Origin of the sequence: Noviherbaspirillum sp. (assembly GCF_036846085.1) — a bacterium.
Taxonomy (GTDB): Bacteria; Pseudomonadota; Gammaproteobacteria; order Burkholderiales; family Burkholderiaceae_D; genus Noviherbaspirillum.
Window position 1 is genome coordinate 1 of the sequence record NZ_DAIUCO010000095.1, and the last position, 17,130, is coordinate 17,130.

Sequence of the window (17,130 nt, forward strand, 5' to 3'; positions counted from 1 at the left end):
GGTATGGTGCATGTAGAAGAATTTTTCGTCCCAATGCGTGACCGCCAGCGACACGTCGAAGCGCTCGAACAACTTCAGCGGCTTTTTGTAGGTCATGGTGTGTTCGGCGACCATCGGCATCCACTTCTTCCGGAGCATCACCTTCAGCAATCCGGTCCGGATGAACAGATCGACCCGGTTCAAGTCGCAAATGGTCAGGTAACGGCCGTTGTTCATGTGGAGATTGACGTCGAGATCATTCGGCATCGTGCGAAGGCCGAGGCGGCTCACCACGGCGGCAAGCGGCAGCTTCTCGCGGAACAGCGACAGCAACAGGACGTACAACAATCGAAAGACGAGGTTCATGCGCGGCTCCCTGTCGACATCGCGTTTCCCGTCATTTCAGATTCATCACGATTTTCGCGGTGAAGACACGCTTTCCGTCCGTGTCGAAAGCATCGACCGGGACCTCGACATCGCCAACCGCATTCCAGTCCACATTCGCACCGTCGGCGACGACGCGCATGTCGGTTTTTGCCTTGGCGAGATATTCCACTGACATGCCCACCGGTATCCACTGGCGTCCGTCGGCGATCGAGACTGTGGTCATGGTGCCGGCGGCGAGTTCGGCGGCGTTGCATAAGGCAATCGCATGAACGGTCCCGATATGGTTGTGCACCGAGCGCTGGTTGGCGAAGGTCACTTCAGCATAGCCGGGCCTGAGCATGGTGAATTGCGGATCGATGGTGCCGAAGTAAGGGGCGAGGTTGACGACCGCCTTGCTGAAATTCTGGTTACCCATGCTCTGGTAAAGGCCGAGGGTCTGGTTCATGGTGCACTTTCCTTGGTTGACTGCGCTGGCGGAGGGTTCATGCGGCTTTACCTTCGGGCGCGGGTTGCGATAAGGTGAGGCTTTACGGATTGCGGGCAACGGCCCCGCTTCCGGTCAACAGAATATTATTCTAGAATTTTATTCTAGTCAAACCCGCGATTGTAATGACGACAGACATCAAGCCGGCCCAGCCACCGGAAAAGAAAAACAGGAAGCAGGAGATTCTCGACGCTGCTTTGGGCTGCTTCATCGAGAACGGCGTGGAAGCAACCACCATTGACATGATCCGCGAGCGCTCCGCCGCCAGCGTGGGCAGCCTGTATCACCACTTCGGCAATAAGGAAAGCATCGCCGCCGCCATCTATGTGGAAGCGCTGCAGAGTTACCACGGCGCTCAGCAGGAATATTTATCGAAGGCCCGCACCGCGGAGGAAGGCGTGAAAGCGATTGTCCATTCCTATATCGATTGGGTGGCCGACAATCCGGACAAGGCACGCTTCGTCCTGTATAACCGCGGCGCCGTCGTCAGGAGCGAAGCCGCGAGGGACCTGGAAGCGCAGACGAAGTCCCATCTGTCGCAGGCGCTGCGCTGGTTTCAGCCCTACCGGGAAAACGGATCCTTGAAGGATGTGCCGCTGGAATGCTATCCGTCGCTAATCACCGGCCCCTCGCATGATTATGCGCGGCTGTGGCTCGCCGGACGGGTCAAAACCCACATCCGCGCGCATCGCGAAGTGTTCGCCGATGCGGCATGGAATGCGCTCAAGCCCTAGTCGGCTTGCTCACCCTGCTTTCAGGTTCAGTTCGGTAATTCCCGGCGCGGCGGGCGGCACCGGGAATTGCGTCAGCGTCATTAGGAAGTGTTCGCACAAGGCGTCGCGTTGCGGCGGCTGGATGACGGTTGCGTGAGTCCCGCCGATATGCACCTTGGTGAGGCGCCTGCATACTTCTTCCCAGCCATGGTCGGCCGGTTCGCCGGGCCAGTGATCGTCGGACAGGAAGAGGACAGTCGGCACATCCAGCGTCGAGGGCGTCCATTGGCGCAATGCCTGGTAGCGCAGCTCCTTCGTCAGTTGCCGCTTGAACCAGAACGAAACCTTGGTCGGCCGCTGCATGAGGCTTCGTTCGACGAAGGACAAAGGCGTAAACATGCGATGCCGGATACATTGCGTCACCGCCAGTTTGCACATGTTCACCGGCAGGCGCATCATCCCGGGCGTCGCGCCTTCGAGCTGGTTGACCGATTCGGCGTGCGCCAGGTCCCAACGGCGCGCATCCAGCAAACCCAGGAATCCGACGTGGCGACCCGACTCGACGAGCCGGCGAGCCACCTCGAATGCCACGATGCCGCCGAATGAATACCCGGCGATGCGGTAGGTGTCGCACTCGGGTTCGGCGCAAATCGTCGAGAACACATAATCCACGATGGCATCAAACTCGCGGCCGTTATTGAGGGTCTGGCGCCATCCGGGGTAGTCCAGCGTCCTGAACCGGACCTTGTTGCCGAATGCGCTCCGGAACCGGACCAGCGCAGGGTCGTCGCTCTGGATCCCTGGCAGCAGGTAGACAAGTGGCGCATCCGGGTCTGCCCCGCGCAGCTTCGTCGCGGAGTTGGTCAGGTAATTGCTGATCGCGGTGGCGAGCTGGCTTGGCGTGACGTCTTCATCCAGCGCATCGAGGGGAAGCTTGAAGCCTAGCTTGTCCTCGATATAGAACCAGAACTCGATGGCCTTCAATGAGTCGGCGCCGGTTTCCGACCATGCCTCCCCGGCCTCGTAGGACTTCGATCCGGCGACCGTGATCCAGGCATGCCTTACCGCATTGGCGATGCGCTTATCCAGCAGCGCGTCGCCGTCATGCCGACCGATGCGCGACGTGACATTGGGCATGCCGTTCTGCGCGACGTTTTGCATGCCGTCTCGCCGTTGCCTTGCCTGCTCACGCGCCGCTTGCCGTACCTGTTCCTCCGCCTCCTGCCGTTGCCTGTCAAGCGCTTCGAGTGCAGCCACATCCGGCTTGAATCCCGCAAGCTGCGGGATGCTGTCGATGATATGGATGACTGCCGGATGCATGTATTGCGGAACGCGCGCATGCAAGGCGTGCTTGAGTTTCTCCTGCAATGCTTCATGCGGCCCATCGTTGTCCGATCCGGCAACCGGCGCAACAAAGGCCGCCAGTCCGCTGACTTCCTCGCCGCGGCGGCGTGCGGTCACGGCGGCATCCGCCACCTCGTTCACGCTGCGCAATGCCGCTTCCACCTCCCCCATGTCGATGCGCAAACCCCTGATCTTGATCTGCCTGTCCTTGCGTCCGATGAGTTCCCACAAGCCGTCCTCGCGAAACTTCACCATATCCCCGGTGTGCAGGATCCGCATCGCAGGGTCCGACGGATCGACGCTGAACGGGCCGGCGGACAGCCGGCCATCCTGCCATTGACCCAGTGCGAGATAGCGGCTGCGCACCACGAGTTCACCCAATTCTCCTTCCGGCACCGGCTGTCCATCCTCGCCGACAATGGCAAAGTCGATGCCGGGACGCGGGCGGCCTATCGGCACGCGCGGCCCGCTCGGTGTCCAGCCTTGGGGAACGAACCACTGGAATACCGCAGGTGTTTCGGTGGAACTGAAGCTTGCAAAAAAATGACAGGACGATGGCGCGATCTTGCGGAACAGCGCGAGATCGCTGTCGAGCGTGATGTCACCGCCGATACGCAGCACACGCATGCCGGAGAAAGCCGCCTGCGCTCCCGGCAGGCGCAACATCACCCGCAGCAAGGATGGCACGGCATATCCGATGGTGATGCGGCGCGCAGCCATGGCATGAAGCACCGTGTGAATGCCGTCCAGTTGCGGATCGGTCACATGCAGCGAGGCACCGTTGAGCAGCGCGGTAAATATCTCGCGTTCGCCGGCAATGGTGCCGGGGGAACTCAACAGGATGAAGCGGTCGTCTGCATCGACATGGCAGGAGTTGGTGTACTCACCGACGCGCTGAAGGATGGCTTGCTGGTTGTTGCAGATACCTTTCGGTTTGCCGGTGCTGCCTGACGTATAGAGAATGACCGCCGGCATATCTTCCCTGGATGCAGCCTTCGGCAGGGGATGAATCGCCCCCTCGTCCTCGCTTGCGTGGACATCGATGGTAACCACGCCGTCTGGAACCAGTCCCTGCTGACTACCGGAAGCATCCGCGCTATCGATGATGACGGCACCCACGCCTGCTTCGCGGATGACGGCATCGATCCGCGCAGGCGGATATTTGAGATCGATCGGAACATACGGGCGATTGGCGGCAAGACATGCCAGCGCGGCGACGGGAAAGAGCGCGTTGTGCGGCAACAGGATGCCGACCGGGCGCGCCTCCGGCGAGGACCCATCGATCCTGCGCGCAAGCGAATGGACGTTGCGCAATACTCCCTTATAACTCAGGCTTCGCGCGCTGTCGGTGAGGGCCAATCTGTCCGGATATGTTCGCGCCGCTCTTTCGAATAAATCGATGATCGGAGAATCGATCAAAGTTTCGTTGAAAACAGTAAATTCCTTGTCGACCGGACCATCAAAGTCCAGCGCTGTCGTTTCCGACAAATGAAACCATGATGTCATGAGTCACCTAACAGAACGCCGTATTCCCAGGCTGGGCTGGTTAGACCCACCATGAGCAAAACTGGTTCTGGTGGTGGTCAGGGTATCCCCAGTGCAGCGAGCAAGTCACATGCCCAGAGACACTGCAGCGCCTGATGCCGGGCAGCGAGATTGCGGCACAGGCGTCCTATACAACCTGATGACGGCCGCAGGGCAATATGTCACGACACTTTGTCGTTGCTGGATTGCGTGGAAGAGCGCGGTCGACGGTAAGCCGGATTTTCCACGACAAAGGGAATAGCTTGATGCAAGCCGTTCACTCTATGCAAATACATGGTGTGTCAAATCAGGTACGCTGTCTGCAACTACATGGTCAATGCGCGATACAGCGCATTGCCGTCAAGTGACTTGCGGTCTCCCGTCTCAGCGGCGCGGATCAGGTCCACGACACGCCGGTTGGCCGGCGCATCGCGGCCCAGGCTCCGGGCTAGTTTCAGCACGGCGCCGTTCAGGTAATCGATCTCGGTGCGACGGCCAGCCTGCAAGTCTTCCCACATCGAGGAACGCGCTTCCGGGTCGATACGCAGCATTGCCCCGGCAAGGAGCCTGAACAGCGGATCGGGCAGGCGCATCACCGTGGGCAGCACCCCCGGCGCAACCCGTGCAATCTTCGCCGGGCTGATCCCCGCTGCCCGCAGCACCGACAATGCTTCATCCATCAATAACGCCAGGCAGCGCCGGTAACTGCGCTGCGCCAATTGTGCCTTCAATGGCAGACCGGATAGCGCATTGACCGGATTGTTCAGGTTCAGCAGCAGCTTTCCCCATTGCACCTCAACGAAATCTGCGCGCTGGATCAACGGCAAGCCGGCCGCGGCGAACAGTGGCGACCAGCGTGCCAGTGCCGGCGATGCCTGGACCATCAGCTCGCCTTCCGTGCCGCGATGAAAGCGGCCATCGGGCAACTGCACCACATTGAACGGCACCATGCCTCCGAGTACTCCACAGTCCGGCAATCGCAATGCATCGATGTTGCCGACACCATTCTGCAGGCTGATCACGAGTGTGCCGGGTTTGGCATGATTGCGGATGGATACCGCAGCGGAGGCGGTGTCGGCACTTTTCACCGTAACGAGGATGAGGTCCGCGCCGGCTAGCGCGGCGGCATCCGGCTCGAAATGCACATCCGACGCCACGATTGCGATTTTCTTCCCGCGCAGATCGGTCAGCACCAATCCATGACGCGCGATCCGTTCGCGCACCGTTGCGCGTCCAATGAATACCACATCACCGCCGGCGGCAAGCAGCGAGCCGCCGACATAGGCGCCGATCGAGCCGGCGCCGAAGACGGCAATCTTCATTTGGACTTAATAGGAAATGCGCAGGCGGCGATAAAGGAAGCCGAGCACGAACAGCGGCCCGATCAGCAGGAAACGCAGATCCTCGAAGAAAGACGGCTTCTTGCCTTCGATCTTGTGCCCGATGAACTGGCCGATCCATGCCACCACGAAAATCGCGATGGAAATCTGCAGCACCATGCCCTGCGGCAGCAGCGACAATATCCACAGCATCGCACCCGACATCAGCAGCATGCCAATGGCAAACGGCACGGACAGCGTGCAGTAGTACACCAGGGAAATCAGCGTCACGCCCAGCGCCGCGAGCGGATGTGCGGCCCAGATCAGGCCCAGCAGCGAAAACACGATGGCGGGGACACAGATGAAATGAATGATTTCATTTGTGTGGTTCAGATGGCTTTCGGAATATTTGGCGAGCAGCGTCTCGATCTGCCGGTGTGCAACATGCTCCATGACCGTCTCCTCTTGTGTTAAAGCCGTAATTCAACGCGATACGGCATGAAATCATCTTAGTCGCTCATCGCACGTCCCGCTTGAACGCAATCGTCATCTTGCGCAATTCCGAGGGCACCACGCCGAAAGTGCCCCGGAAGGTCCGGCTCATGTGGGCCAGATCGGCAAATCCGGCGGCGTGGGCGGCCGCGGTCAGGTCCTCCCCGTCGGCTACCGCTTCCACTGCCCGCAGGAGGCGTGACCACAGCAGGTAGCGTGACAGTGGCAAGCCGGTCTGTTGACGGAAGAGATGGGTGAAGCGGCTTTCGGACAGGTGCGTTTGCGCGGCAAGCGATCCGCCCGTCACCGTTTCGCCGGGGCGATTGCCGATCCATGCGAGGGCTGCGGAAATGCGCGGATCGAGAGTGCTCGATTCGGCTGCCTGCGGCGCTGCGCAATCCAGCCATTGCCGTGCCGCCCGCTCCGCCGCATCGATGTCCAGCCTGCCCTGCCTGGCCTCATCCAGCGCCGCCATCACGCCTGAAAATCCCGGCGCCTGGCGATATCCTGCGTCGCACACCGAAGATATGGCGTGCCGGCATTGCGGCGAGTCGATGAAAAGATGCGCCAGCATGGCGCCGCCGCAATCCAGCTGATGCATCTGGTTGGGCGCGAAGATGGCCGCATGCGTCGACACCCATGGCGAACCGGCATCGAGGCGCACACGGAATGGACGTTCCAGCGCCACGGTGATCTGCGCCGCAAAATGCGCATGCGGTGTGGAATCAATGCCGGGTCCGACCACCAGGGCGCGGCCATGCCACAGATACAAACTGGCCGATCCCAGTCCAGGGAGTCGTGGCGGATTTTGCGTCATGGCGCCTTCATTACCGGCCACCGGCGACATCGATCAGCGTACCGGTGGTGTAGGACGATTCGTCTGACAACAGCCAGAGTATCGCCTGCGCCACTTCCTCCGCCTGGCCGCCGCGCTTCATCGGCACGGCGCTCTTGACCCGTTCGACCCGGCCGGGCTCGCCGCCGCTGGCATGGATATCTGTATAGATGACGCCGGGCCGCACCCCGTTGACGCGGATGCCTTCGGCAGCCACTTCCTTCGCAAGCCCGATGGTCATGCTGTCGATCGCGCCCTTCGACGCCGCATAATCGACATATTCCTCCGGTGCGCCCAGCTTGGCAGCAATCGACGACAGGTTGACGATTGCGCCGCCCGCCCCTCCCTGCCGCGTCGACATGCGGCGCACCGCCTCGCGTGCGCACAGGAAACTGCCGATGACATTGGCGGCAAATACGCGGCTAAGCCGCGCCGCATCCATCTGTTCCAGACGCATCTGGCGTTCCAGGATGCCCGCATTGTTCACCAGTGCCGTCACCCTTCCGAGTTCCCGGTCGACAGTGTCGAACAGCCGCAGCACGTCCGCTTCCTGCGCCACATCGGCCTGTACCGCGAGCGCCCGGCCGCCGTCCTCTTCGATTGCCGCAATCACTTCGTCGGCGGCAGGCCGGTTATTCAGGTAACTGATGCATACCGCATAGCCGCGCGCCGCGGCCAGCCGGGCGGTAGAGGCGCCGATGCCGCGGCTGCCGCCGGTGATGATCATGATCTTGTCGTCCATGTCGGGTTCGTCTCCGCTTGATGACTGCGCTTTGAAGAAATTGCTTTTTGCTTGTCCCATCGCAGCATAACCGCTGCCACGGCATCCGTAAAATACCGCCATGCCTGCCCCCGACCTGCCTTTGCTTACCGGCCTTGCGCCCGTCCTCGACCGCGACATCCGCATTTTGCTGCTCGGAAGCTTCCCCGGCGAAGCGTCGCTCGGTGCCCAACAGTATTACGCGCATCCGCGCAATCATTTCTGGAAACTGCTTTCCGCCGTGCTCGATGAAGACCTGGTCGCCCTGCCCTACGAACAGAGGCTGCAGCGACTGCTTGCGCGCCGGATCGGATTATGGGACGCCATCGCCGCCTGCCAGCGCGAAGGCAGCCTGGATGCATCGATCCGGCAGGCGCAGGCGAACGATTTTGCCGCCCTCAAGAACGACTGCCCGCGGCTTGTACGGGTCTGTTTCAACGGCAAGACGTCCGGCAAGCTGGAACCGCAATTCGCCGCGGCCGGGTTCGAAACACTGGTGCTGCCGTCATCGTCGCCCGCCAATGCCCAATGGTCGTTCGAGCAGAAACTGGCTGTCTGGAAGCGCATCGTTCTGTAGAATCGCTGGCTTTCCCAATGCGGCATTGCCGGCCCGACATGCTCATCAAACGCAAATCCATCGAAGCACAAGCCAACCGTAGAGCCGGACCCGGCAAGACCGACGCGCCCAAGCCACCCCGCAAGCCGAAATTCGCGCCCGTCACCCTGTCCGAACAGGAAGGCGTGCGCTACCTGCACTTCGGCACCGAATGGGTGCAGGGCGCAATGCGCATCCGCAAGCCGGACTGGATCGAACTGGAATACGCGCAGCAGATGATGGCCTGGATGCTCTTCAACGCCGAGCCGGCGCATATTGTTCAGCTCGGCCTTGGAACCGGGGCACTGACCAAATTCAGCCACAAGCACTTTCCGAAGGCACGGGTCACGGCGGTGGAACTTAACCCGTCGGTTGTGGCGATCTGCCGCAGCATGTTCAAGTTGCCGCAGGACGATGAGCGGCTTTCCGTCGTCGAAATGGATGCGATGGATTTCGTCAATGATGCCGCCAACCACGGCAAGCTCGACATACTGCAGGTCGACCTGTACGACGCCACCGCCAGGGGCCCGGTCCTGGATACGCCGGAGTTCTATGTCGCCTGCGCGGAATGCCTGGCGCCGGGAGGCATCATGACCGTCAACCTGTTCGGCGATCATCCGAGCTATGCGAAGAACCTGAAGGCGATGCGCCCGGCGTTCCGGCAGATTCTCTGCCTGCCAGAGGTCCATGACGGCAATGTAGTTGCCCTTGCTTTAAAGACACCAACCGAGCTCGACTTTCCCGCCCTGTACGAACGCGCCGCGAACATTGTTCAAAGTACAAAGCTTCCCGCCAAATCATGGGTCAACGGGCTGAAAGCCACCCAGACCAGCGAATGAGCGCAATGGCCATGTGTTAACATCGATGCAGATATTGCCTAGGGGCATCGATAGTGAATTCCATGACAAAAGCCGTTCCCAAGACGCTCGACCTGCAGCAGATTTTTACCTGGCTGGTAGCCGACGGCGTGATCGACAGGACCAACGCCAAGACCTTCTACAACCAGACCCAGGCCATCCTGAAAAATGCCGGGATGCCGATGCATCCCCTGACGGCCGTGGCACAGGCCAAGCTGCAATCCACGCAGCCGCCCCACCGCCAGCTTACGCTCGACTGGCTGACCGAATGGATGGCGGCAAAGGTCAAGCTGCCGTTCTACCGCATCGATCCGCTGAAAGTGGACTTCACCAAGGTAGCCGACGTCATGTCGGCGACTTATGCGGCACGCTTCAATATCCTGCCGATCGAACTCACGCCGACCGAGATCGTCATCGCTTCGACCGAACCGTTCATCGGCGAATGGGAATCGGAAATCGCCAAGATCACGCGCCGCAACATCAAGCTCGTCATCGCCAATCCGCTCGATATCGCCCAGTACACCGCGCAGTTCTTCACGCTCGCCAAATCCATCAAGGGCGCGCACAAGCTGAACGGCCAGGACCTCGCGCTGCGCAACAATTTCGAGCAACTCGTCGAACTCGGCAACAGCAACAAGCAGGTCGACGCGAACGACCAGCACATCATCAATATCGTCGACTGGCTCTGGCAATACGCCTTCGAACAGCGCGCGTCTGACATTCACCTGGAGCCGAAGAGGGACTTCAGCACGATCCGTTTTCGCATCGACGGCATCCTGCACCAGGTGTATCAGGTGCCTGCCACGGTGATGATCGCAATGACGGCCCGCATCAAGCTTCTGGGACGGATGGATGTCATCGAGAAGCGCCGCCCGCAGGACGGCCGGATCAAGACCCGCACCGCCGCCGGCCAGGAAATCGAACTCCGCCTGTCCACCCTGCCGACCGCCTTCGGCGAAAAACTGGTCATGCGAATCTTCGATCCGGAAGTCATCGTCAAGACGCTGCCGGAACTCGGCTTCCCGCCGGACGATGCGGTGCGCTGGGACGCCCTGACCACCCGGCCGCACGGCATTGTCCTGGTGACCGGCCCGACCGGCTCCGGCAAGACGACCACCCTGTACACCACGCTCAAGGCGCTGGCCACCTCGGAGGTCAATGTCTGCACGGTGGAAGACCCGATCGAGATGGTGGAAGGATCTTTCAACCAGATGCAGGTGCAGCACGGGATCGACCTGTCGTTCGCGGACGGCGTGCGCGCCCTCATGCGGCAGGACCCGGACATCATCATGATCGGCGAGATCCGCGACCTGGAAACCGCCGAGATGGCGATACAGGCGGCCCTCACCGGCCACCTGGTGCTGTCGACCTTGCACACCAACGACGCCCCCTCGGCGGTCATGCGCCTGCTGGAACTTGGCGTACCGTATTACCTCCTGGAAGCCACACTGATCGGCATCATGGCGCAGCGCCTGGTGCGCACCCTTTGCCAGGCCTGCAAGGCACCGGACGGCAGCCTGGCCGACGAAATCTGGGAAAGCCTGATGGAGGGCCGGGAGATCGCGAAACCGGCAAAAATCTACCGGCCGGTGGGATGCCCGGAATGCAGACAGACCGGTTTCCGCGGCCGCGTCGGCTTGTACGAACTGCTGACCGTGACGCAAAGTTTTTCCAAGATGATCAAGCAGGAAACCGATATTCATGCGCTCAAGCAACAAAGCATTCAGGACGGCATGAAACCTCTTCGGGTCGCGGGCGCCTTGAAAATCGCGGAAGGCGTCACTACCGCAGAGGAAGTGCTGAAAGTCACGTCCGCGCTGACCTGACTATTTTTGTCATAGTCAGCCGGCTTGGCTGAACTGCGAAAAATGCAACACCTCTAAGAGCATTGACATGTTCTTCGGAGTTGCAATGAAGCGCTTTACCTATCTCCTATCCGCAGGATTCTGCGCCGCCGTCCTTGGCGGGTGCGCAACAACCACCCCGCCGGTGAACGACGATGCTACCCAGCCGGTTGCACAACAGACACCAAGCAATATGCCCGCCGAGCCGTATGGTCGGCGTGGCGTCAATCTCGGTATCGGCATCGGAAGCTGGGGCGGCCGGACCGGCGGAGGCATTGGCGTAGGCTACGGCTGGTAAATACCGCCGCGTACCAGCTAAAAAGGCTGCAGCGTTTTCCGTTGCAGCCTTTTTCTTGAGATGCGCGGAAAAATACGATGAACAGGAATATGATGGGGAGCGTCGTTTTTATTTCCGCCAATCATCTGATCTGTTTCACGCGGGAATATCATCTGTTATCATTTGGCCAACAACGTTCCACAACTCTCTGGGGCTCGAGATGACTCAAGTGCTTGCATCCGAAAACACCGACTACCGCCCACGCAGTTTCACTCTGGAAATGCTGGGCTTCTCCGGTGCCGAAAAGGAAATGCTCGCATCGACCTTCCGCCTCACCGGGCGCCGCCTCTTCACCTACAACGAGCCGGCTTCCCCTGCAGACCGAAGCGACGTCTATCTCGTCAATGCCGACAACCCGGCCGCCCTTGCGCAACTCCAGGCCCGCTCCCCGAATGTGCACGCCCCTGCCGTACTGATCGGCAAAATAACATCGCCATCATCCTGGCCGGTCATTGAGAAACCGGTGCGCTGGATGCGCCTGTTCGAACAACTCGACGCCGTGATGGAGGCCGCTTTGCAGCAACGCGCCCGGCGAGTCAAGACCGAGATTGGCGAATGGGACGGCCACACTTTCAGGCGTGCGGTCGACAGGAATGCATCGTCGGGAACGCCGATTGTAGAAACCCGGCCGACCGATTCGGTCCTTGTCGTCGATGACAGTGCGACCGTCAGGGCCTTCATGCGTGCAAAACTTGCACCTTTCCGTTTCGACGTCGACTATGCCGAGAATGGCGAGACGGCGATCGATATGGCGCAGTCCAAGCAATATACCTGCGTCTTCCTGGACATCATGATGCCGGGCATCGATGGTTACCAGGTCTGCAAACGCCTCAAATCCAGCCCTGCGACGAAGGATGTGGCAGTCGTCATGCTCAGCAGCAAATCCTCGTCGTTCGACAAATTCCGGGGAAGCTGGGCCGGCTGCGATGCCTATCTCGGCAAGCCGGTCGGCGAAGATGAATTGCTTGCAACCATCGCCCGCTTCCTGCCGAGCGCCCGGCGGGTTGCCACCGCAATTCTGGAGAAGGCTTCCTGATAGCGGCCGGCCCAATCCGGGTCAGCCGAGTTCGAGCAAAACCGGTTGATGGTCGGATGCATCGCTTTGCGAATCGACGCGAATCTCGAGCAGCCTCGGCTTCAGATCGTCACTCACGAAAACGAAATCGAACGTGAACGGCGGTCCGGGCCACAATGCCTTCTCATACAAGCCGACCGTCGGCGCATGCGGAACACCCGGATGAAGGCATTCCCAGGCATCGCAATATGGCGGGATGACATCGTCGATGGGCTTCATCAGGAGCTGCCGGTCCTCTGATTCCGGCAGGAAATTGCAGTCACCCGTGAGGATTGCGGCTGCCGCGCGCCGCGGATGAAAGAATGGTCCGTCCGATGGCTCGCCGTCCGGCACAGTGCGCGCATGCCCGACCGCCTCCGCATGCAGTTGCCTCAACCGCTCGATCTGCGCATGGCGCTGTATCGCGGAATAGTATTCAAGATGCGTGGTGGTGACCCGTATCAGCCCAAGCAGCGTATCCAGGGTTGCCTCAAGCGCGACCCTTTGCATGCTCAGTACGCCCGGATCGGCAGGCCACGGCAACACGTGATTGAAAACCTGCATGACCGGAAAGCGCGAAAGAATCATGTTCCCGAAACGCCGTCGTCCGCCCTCTCTGTCCGGCACATCGGTTCCAACGCCCTGGATCGCGGTATAGCCCGGCAGGCTCGATGCAATGACCGCGAATTGATCGCTGCGGTCGTTGGCGGCCAACTCGGAAGCACCGTATCCGGAAGACACTTCCTGCAGGCAGAGGACATCGAAATCCGCCAGGCGACGCGCATGGTCCACGATGCGACCGAGGTCCACGCGGCCATCAACGCCGCGCCCCCATTGAATATTCCAGGTGATCAGTTTCATCGCGGGCTGGTCAGGTTGGAAACACTTGCAAGGATTGAACTTTCATCTGCTATCGCATTCTGCTTTTACAGGACCCCGCTGAGAGAAGCGTGTCGTATGCAGACTTAATTTTTATACCATTTTGATCAACCGACAAGCAGTAACTTGGAGGCAGGCGCCCATGGAAATCGAATTGAAGCTGTTGATTAATCCCGAGCACGTGGAAACGCTGCGCAAGCATCCATTACTGGAAAAACATGCCATTAAAAAACCGCGGACACAGGAACTTGTCAGTACGTATTTCGATACCCCCAGCTTCGAGATACGGCGTTGCAATGCCGCGCTGCGCGTACGCCAGGTAAACGGCGACAACTGGATCCAAACCCTGAAAGGAGGCGGCAAGGTGGAGGCCGGACTTCACCAGAACAACGAATGGGAGTGCCGTGTCGAAAGCGCCGCGCCGGATCTCGCAGCGCTACGCGACATTGTGGAGCCGGGAACGCAATGGTCCACCCTGCTGCACACGCCGGCGCTGTCCGAGCGGCTTCTTCCGATGTTCACCTCGCGTGTCAAACGTACCGTATGGAAGCTTGCACTGAAGGATGAGAACGGCGATGACAATGCGGCGGGAAGCACCGAGATTGAATTCGCCCTCGACGAAGGCGTGCTGGAACGCAACGACGTAAAGCTGCCGATCAGTGAAATCGAACTCGAGCTGAAGGCAGGAAATCCGCAACAGCTTTTCGAGTTCGCATTGAAGCTGCTGGACGACGTGCCGATGCGCATCGGGAATCAAAGCAAGGCAGAGCGCGGTTATGCGCTTTGCATGCCGCGGCAACGCGCTGCCGTGAAGGCCGTCAAGCTGTCCCTGTCGAAGGATATGACGGTGAAACAGGGCATGCAGGCAATCATCGCCAATTGCATCTCGCAGATCCAGGAAAACGAAACCGGCGTCGTGCAGACGCATGACCCGGAAAGCGTCCACCAGATGCGCGTCGGCATGCGGCGTTTGCGTTCGGCGCTCGGAATCTTCAAGGAACTTGCGCCTTGTCCACCGGCGCTCCTGGAAGAAATCAAATGGACCGCGAACCAGCTGGGCGCCGCCCGGGACTGGGAGGTGCTATCCGGTTCAACGCTGGCGCCGGTGGCGCGGGCCGCCTCCAACGATGAAGGCATGACGTCCCTGCAGCAGGCCGCATTGCAGTTTGCCCAGGAACGCCGGGATGCGGCGGCGTCGGTGGTGGAATCGGTGCGCTACACGAAATGGATGCTTGGCTTCTCAAGCTGGGTACAGGGCGCGCACTGGAACGACGAGCGCAACGGTGAGGCCTCGCACGGCGGCCTGAACGCACCTTTGCAGAAATTCGCCCGAAAGACCATTGCACGTCATCACCAGAAACTTCTCAAGCGGGGCAAGGATCTGGATAGCGCGCCTGCCGAGGCACGCCATGAGGTGCGCATCGTGGCAAAAAAAACACGCTATGCCACCGAGTTTTTTCAGTCGCTGTTTCCATCGGGACGAGTGCGGCGTTATGTGGACGCATTGTCCGCACTGCAGGATGATCTCGGCTGGATGAACGACGCCGCTGTGGCGGATGGGTTGCTGCGCCAGTTGCAGGAGAAGCAGCCGGAGCGTGCCGCCAGCGCCAGCTTTGCCCGGGGTTACCTGCTGGCACGCACCGAAAGCGGGAGCCGCCGGCTTCGCAAACGATGGAAACACTTCACCGCAATGAAGCCGCCTTCGGGCAAGCAGGGGTGACGCCAATAGGCATGGCCACCCTCGAATCGTCCCTATTCGAGGGCGACCGTGGCCAGAAAATGCTGCACGTCCGGATAACGCAAGCGATAGTCCAACTCGGTTTTCAGGCGACGATTGCTGAGCCGCCGGGATTCCGACATAAACGAAAGCAGCATTGGCGACACGGCGTCCCGCAATGCATTCCGCGGCAAACGCGGCGGGTGAGGCAGGCCGAATGCATCGGCGACCGCATCGAAATACTCGCCCATCTTCATGCACGTATCGTCGACAGCATGATATATCCGCTGCGGTTGCGCCCGGAACAGGGCCGCCGCCACGAGAGCGGCCAGGTCGTCGGCGTGGATATGGTTGGTATGCACGTCCTCAGCCTGCGTCAGCGCGGGCGTCCCTTTTTTCAGCCGCTCGACCGGCAGCCGGTCTAGCGCGTAAATGCCGGGAGCGCGCAGTATCGCCAGCCGCGAACCGGACCGCCTGGCCCAGTGGCGCAGGACGCGTTCCGCGTCCACCCTGCGTACAGCGCGCGGGTTTTGCGGAGCCACCGGCCGCGATTCGTTCACCAGCGCGCCGCCGCAATCCCCATACACGCCCGTCGTGCTCACATAAACGAGCGTCGCATGGTCGGGTAAAATGGCGGTCGCGTTGCGGGTACGCCGGTCCAGCATGCCATCCGCCTGCGGTGGTGCCAGATGCACAATCATGCGCGCCAGCCTTGCGAGGCGCGCCAGGGTATGGGGCAGGTCGAGGTTTGCGACGATGGGAATGGCGCCCGCGCGCCGCAATTCGTCGCAGCGCGCCGGCTGACTGGTTACCGCGAAGACCCGGAAACGGTCCCGCACCAGCGGCAGCAGGCGCATGCCCACGTCGCCGCAACCGATAATCAGCAGGCGGGGCCTGCCGAGTTTTTTATTTTGAGTGTTTTTCATCATCGGAATTGTATGACTTTCCAAGTTACGGTACAGCCAAGCGGACGCCAGTTCACCTGTGAAGAAGGCGAGGCGGTTCTGACGGCAGCGATTCGGGCCGGCGTCGGTCTGCCCTATGGGTGCAAGAACGGTGCATGCGGATCCTGCAGAGGCAAGCTGCTTGAAGGCAGCGTTACCCATGGCGTTCATCAGGTGCGGGCGCTGAGTGCCGCGGATGAAGAGAAGGGCTTTTCGCTGTTCTGCTGCGCACATCCGCATTCGGATATCGTCATCGAGGCGCGCGAGGTGCTCGGCGTCGGGGAGTTCCCCATCAAGAAGTTACCCACCCGGGTCGCGAAGCTCGATCGCGTGGCGGACGACGTCACGATCGTGTCGCTGCAACTGCCGGCCAACGAACGCCTGCAATACAAGGCCGGCCAATACATCGAATTCCTCCTGAAGGATGGCAAGCGCCGCAGCTACAGCATGGCCAATGCGCCGCATACGGACGAGCATGTTTCTCTCCATATTCGCCATATGCCGGGCGGCCTCTTCACCGACCATGTGTTCAACACCATGAAGGAGCGCGACATCCTCCGCATCGAGGGCCCGCTCGGCACCTTCTTCCTGCGCGAGGATTCGACCAAACCCATGGTGCTGCTGGCGTCGGGCACGGGCTTCGCGCCGATCAAGGCGATCATCGAGCATGCGACACATCAGAAGACGACGCGGCCGATGCTGCTTTATTGGGGTGGCCGCCGGCCGAAGGACCTGTATATGCATGCGCTCTGCGAAGAGTGGGCGCGCACCCTGCCCAGCTTCAAGTACGTACCGGTGATCTCGCATGCATTGCCTGAAGACGGCTGGACCGGCCGCAGCGGGTTCGTCCATCATGCCGTCATGCAAGATTTTCCCGATTTGTCCGCTTACCAAGTCTATGCCTGCGGCACCCCGGCCATGGTCGAGGCGGCCACCAGGGACTTCGTTGCGCAATGCGGGCTTCCGGAAGAAGAATTTTATGCGGACTCGTTCACGTCCGAAGCGGATCTCGCCAAGGTGTGACGACGACAAACCTTTTGACGGGTCGCGCGAAACAACTTAGTAT

17 protein-coding genes are annotated in these 17,130 nt (G+C 60.6%); 8 read left to right on the top strand and 9 right to left on the bottom strand.

What is annotated here, in order from left to right:
• Positions 1-345 (bottom strand): acyl-CoA thioesterase (locus tag V7080_RS12700; protein WP_334188757.1); only part of this gene is annotated, 345 nt, incomplete at its 3' end.
• 31 nt (positions 346-376) lie between these two features.
• Positions 377-811, bottom strand: coding sequence for a hotdog fold domain-containing protein (locus tag V7080_RS12705; protein WP_334188758.1), 435 nt, complete (start codon positions 809-811; stop codon positions 377-379).
• A 164-nt stretch (positions 812-975) separates the two neighbouring features.
• On the opposite strand from V7080_RS12705, the gene V7080_RS12710 reads away from it, so the two are divergent.
• Complete coding sequence (locus V7080_RS12710) at positions 976-1,584, top strand: TetR/AcrR family transcriptional regulator (RefSeq protein ID WP_334188759.1); 609 nt, start codon at positions 976-978, stop codon at positions 1,582-1,584.
• Between the two features lie 9 nt (positions 1,585-1,593).
• Here V7080_RS12710 and V7080_RS12715 read toward each other — a convergent pair whose 3' ends face one another.
• The 5 genes from V7080_RS12715 to V7080_RS12735 all read right to left on the bottom strand — a co-directional run bounded on the left by V7080_RS12715 (position 1,594) and on the right by V7080_RS12735 (position 7,819).
• Entirely contained in the window at positions 1,594-4,413 is a 2,820-nt protein-coding gene (locus V7080_RS12715) for an AMP-binding protein (protein WP_334188760.1), read from the bottom strand.
• Between the two features lie 344 nt (positions 4,414-4,757).
• Positions 4,758-5,753, bottom strand: a complete 996-nt coding sequence (locus V7080_RS12720; protein ID WP_334188761.1) for a 2-dehydropantoate 2-reductase — start codon at positions 5,751-5,753, stop codon at positions 4,758-4,760.
• 6 nt (positions 5,754-5,759) lie between these two features.
• On the bottom strand, positions 5,760-6,203 hold the full coding sequence (locus V7080_RS12725; RefSeq protein ID WP_334188762.1) for an Mpo1 family 2-hydroxy fatty acid dioxygenase: 444 nt from the start codon (positions 6,201-6,203) through the stop codon (positions 5,760-5,762).
• A 64-nt stretch (positions 6,204-6,267) separates the two neighbouring features.
• Positions 6,268-7,059 carry an AraC family transcriptional regulator gene (locus V7080_RS12730; protein ID WP_334188763.1) on the bottom strand — a complete coding sequence of 264 codons (792 nt, stop codon included), beginning with the start codon at positions 7,057-7,059 and terminating at the stop codon, positions 6,268-6,270.
• A gap of 10 nt (positions 7,060-7,069) precedes the next feature.
• A complete protein-coding gene (locus tag V7080_RS12735) occupies positions 7,070-7,819 on the bottom strand; it encodes an SDR family oxidoreductase (RefSeq protein WP_334188764.1) in 750 nt (249 codons plus the stop codon).
• 121 nt (positions 7,820-7,940) lie between these two features.
• Here V7080_RS12735 and V7080_RS12740 point away from each other — a divergent pair, with 121 nt between their 5' ends.
• The 5 genes from V7080_RS12740 (at position 7,941) to V7080_RS12760 (ending at position 12,506) form a co-directional block, all read left to right on the top strand.
• Positions 7,941-8,414, top strand: a complete 474-nt coding sequence (locus V7080_RS12740) for a DNA-deoxyinosine glycosylase (RefSeq protein ID WP_442947226.1) — start codon at positions 7,941-7,943, stop codon at positions 8,412-8,414.
• A gap of 38 nt (positions 8,415-8,452) precedes the next feature.
• A complete protein-coding gene (locus V7080_RS12745; protein WP_334188766.1) occupies positions 8,453-9,271 on the top strand; it encodes a spermidine synthase in 819 nt (272 codons plus the stop codon).
• Positions 9,272-9,333: 62 nt separating this feature from the next.
• On the top strand, positions 9,334-11,115 hold the full coding sequence (locus V7080_RS12750) for a GspE/PulE family protein (RefSeq protein ID WP_334188767.1): 1,782 nt from the start codon (positions 9,334-9,336) through the stop codon (positions 11,113-11,115).
• A gap of 85 nt (positions 11,116-11,200) precedes the next feature.
• Positions 11,201-11,431 carry a hypothetical protein gene (locus V7080_RS12755; RefSeq protein ID WP_334188768.1) on the top strand — a complete coding sequence of 77 codons (231 nt, stop codon included), beginning with the start codon at positions 11,201-11,203 and terminating at the stop codon, positions 11,429-11,431.
• 199 nt (positions 11,432-11,630) lie between these two features.
• Complete coding sequence (locus V7080_RS12760; RefSeq protein WP_334188769.1) at positions 11,631-12,506, top strand: response regulator transcription factor; 876 nt, start codon at positions 11,631-11,633, stop codon at positions 12,504-12,506.
• A 21-nt stretch (positions 12,507-12,527) separates the two neighbouring features.
• Here V7080_RS12760 and V7080_RS12765 read toward each other — a convergent pair whose 3' ends face one another.
• Entirely contained in the window at positions 12,528-13,385 is an 858-nt protein-coding gene (locus V7080_RS12765) for an endonuclease/exonuclease/phosphatase family protein (protein WP_334188770.1), read from the bottom strand.
• 160 nt (positions 13,386-13,545) lie between these two features.
• Here V7080_RS12765 and V7080_RS12770 point away from each other — a divergent pair, with 160 nt between their 5' ends.
• A complete protein-coding gene (locus V7080_RS12770; protein WP_334188771.1) occupies positions 13,546-15,123 on the top strand; it encodes a CYTH and CHAD domain-containing protein in 1,578 nt (525 codons plus the stop codon).
• A 32-nt stretch (positions 15,124-15,155) separates the two neighbouring features.
• On the opposite strand, the gene V7080_RS12775 is transcribed toward V7080_RS12770, so the two are convergent.
• Entirely contained in the window at positions 15,156-16,049 is an 894-nt protein-coding gene (locus tag V7080_RS12775) for an NAD-dependent epimerase/dehydratase family protein (protein ID WP_334188772.1), read from the bottom strand.
• Positions 16,050-16,058: 9 nt separating this feature from the next.
• On the opposite strand from V7080_RS12775, the gene V7080_RS12780 reads away from it, so the two are divergent.
• A complete protein-coding gene (locus tag V7080_RS12780) occupies positions 16,059-17,087 on the top strand; it encodes a CDP-6-deoxy-delta-3,4-glucoseen reductase (protein WP_334188773.1) in 1,029 nt (342 codons plus the stop codon).
• Positions 17,088-17,130 lie beyond the last annotated feature (43 nt).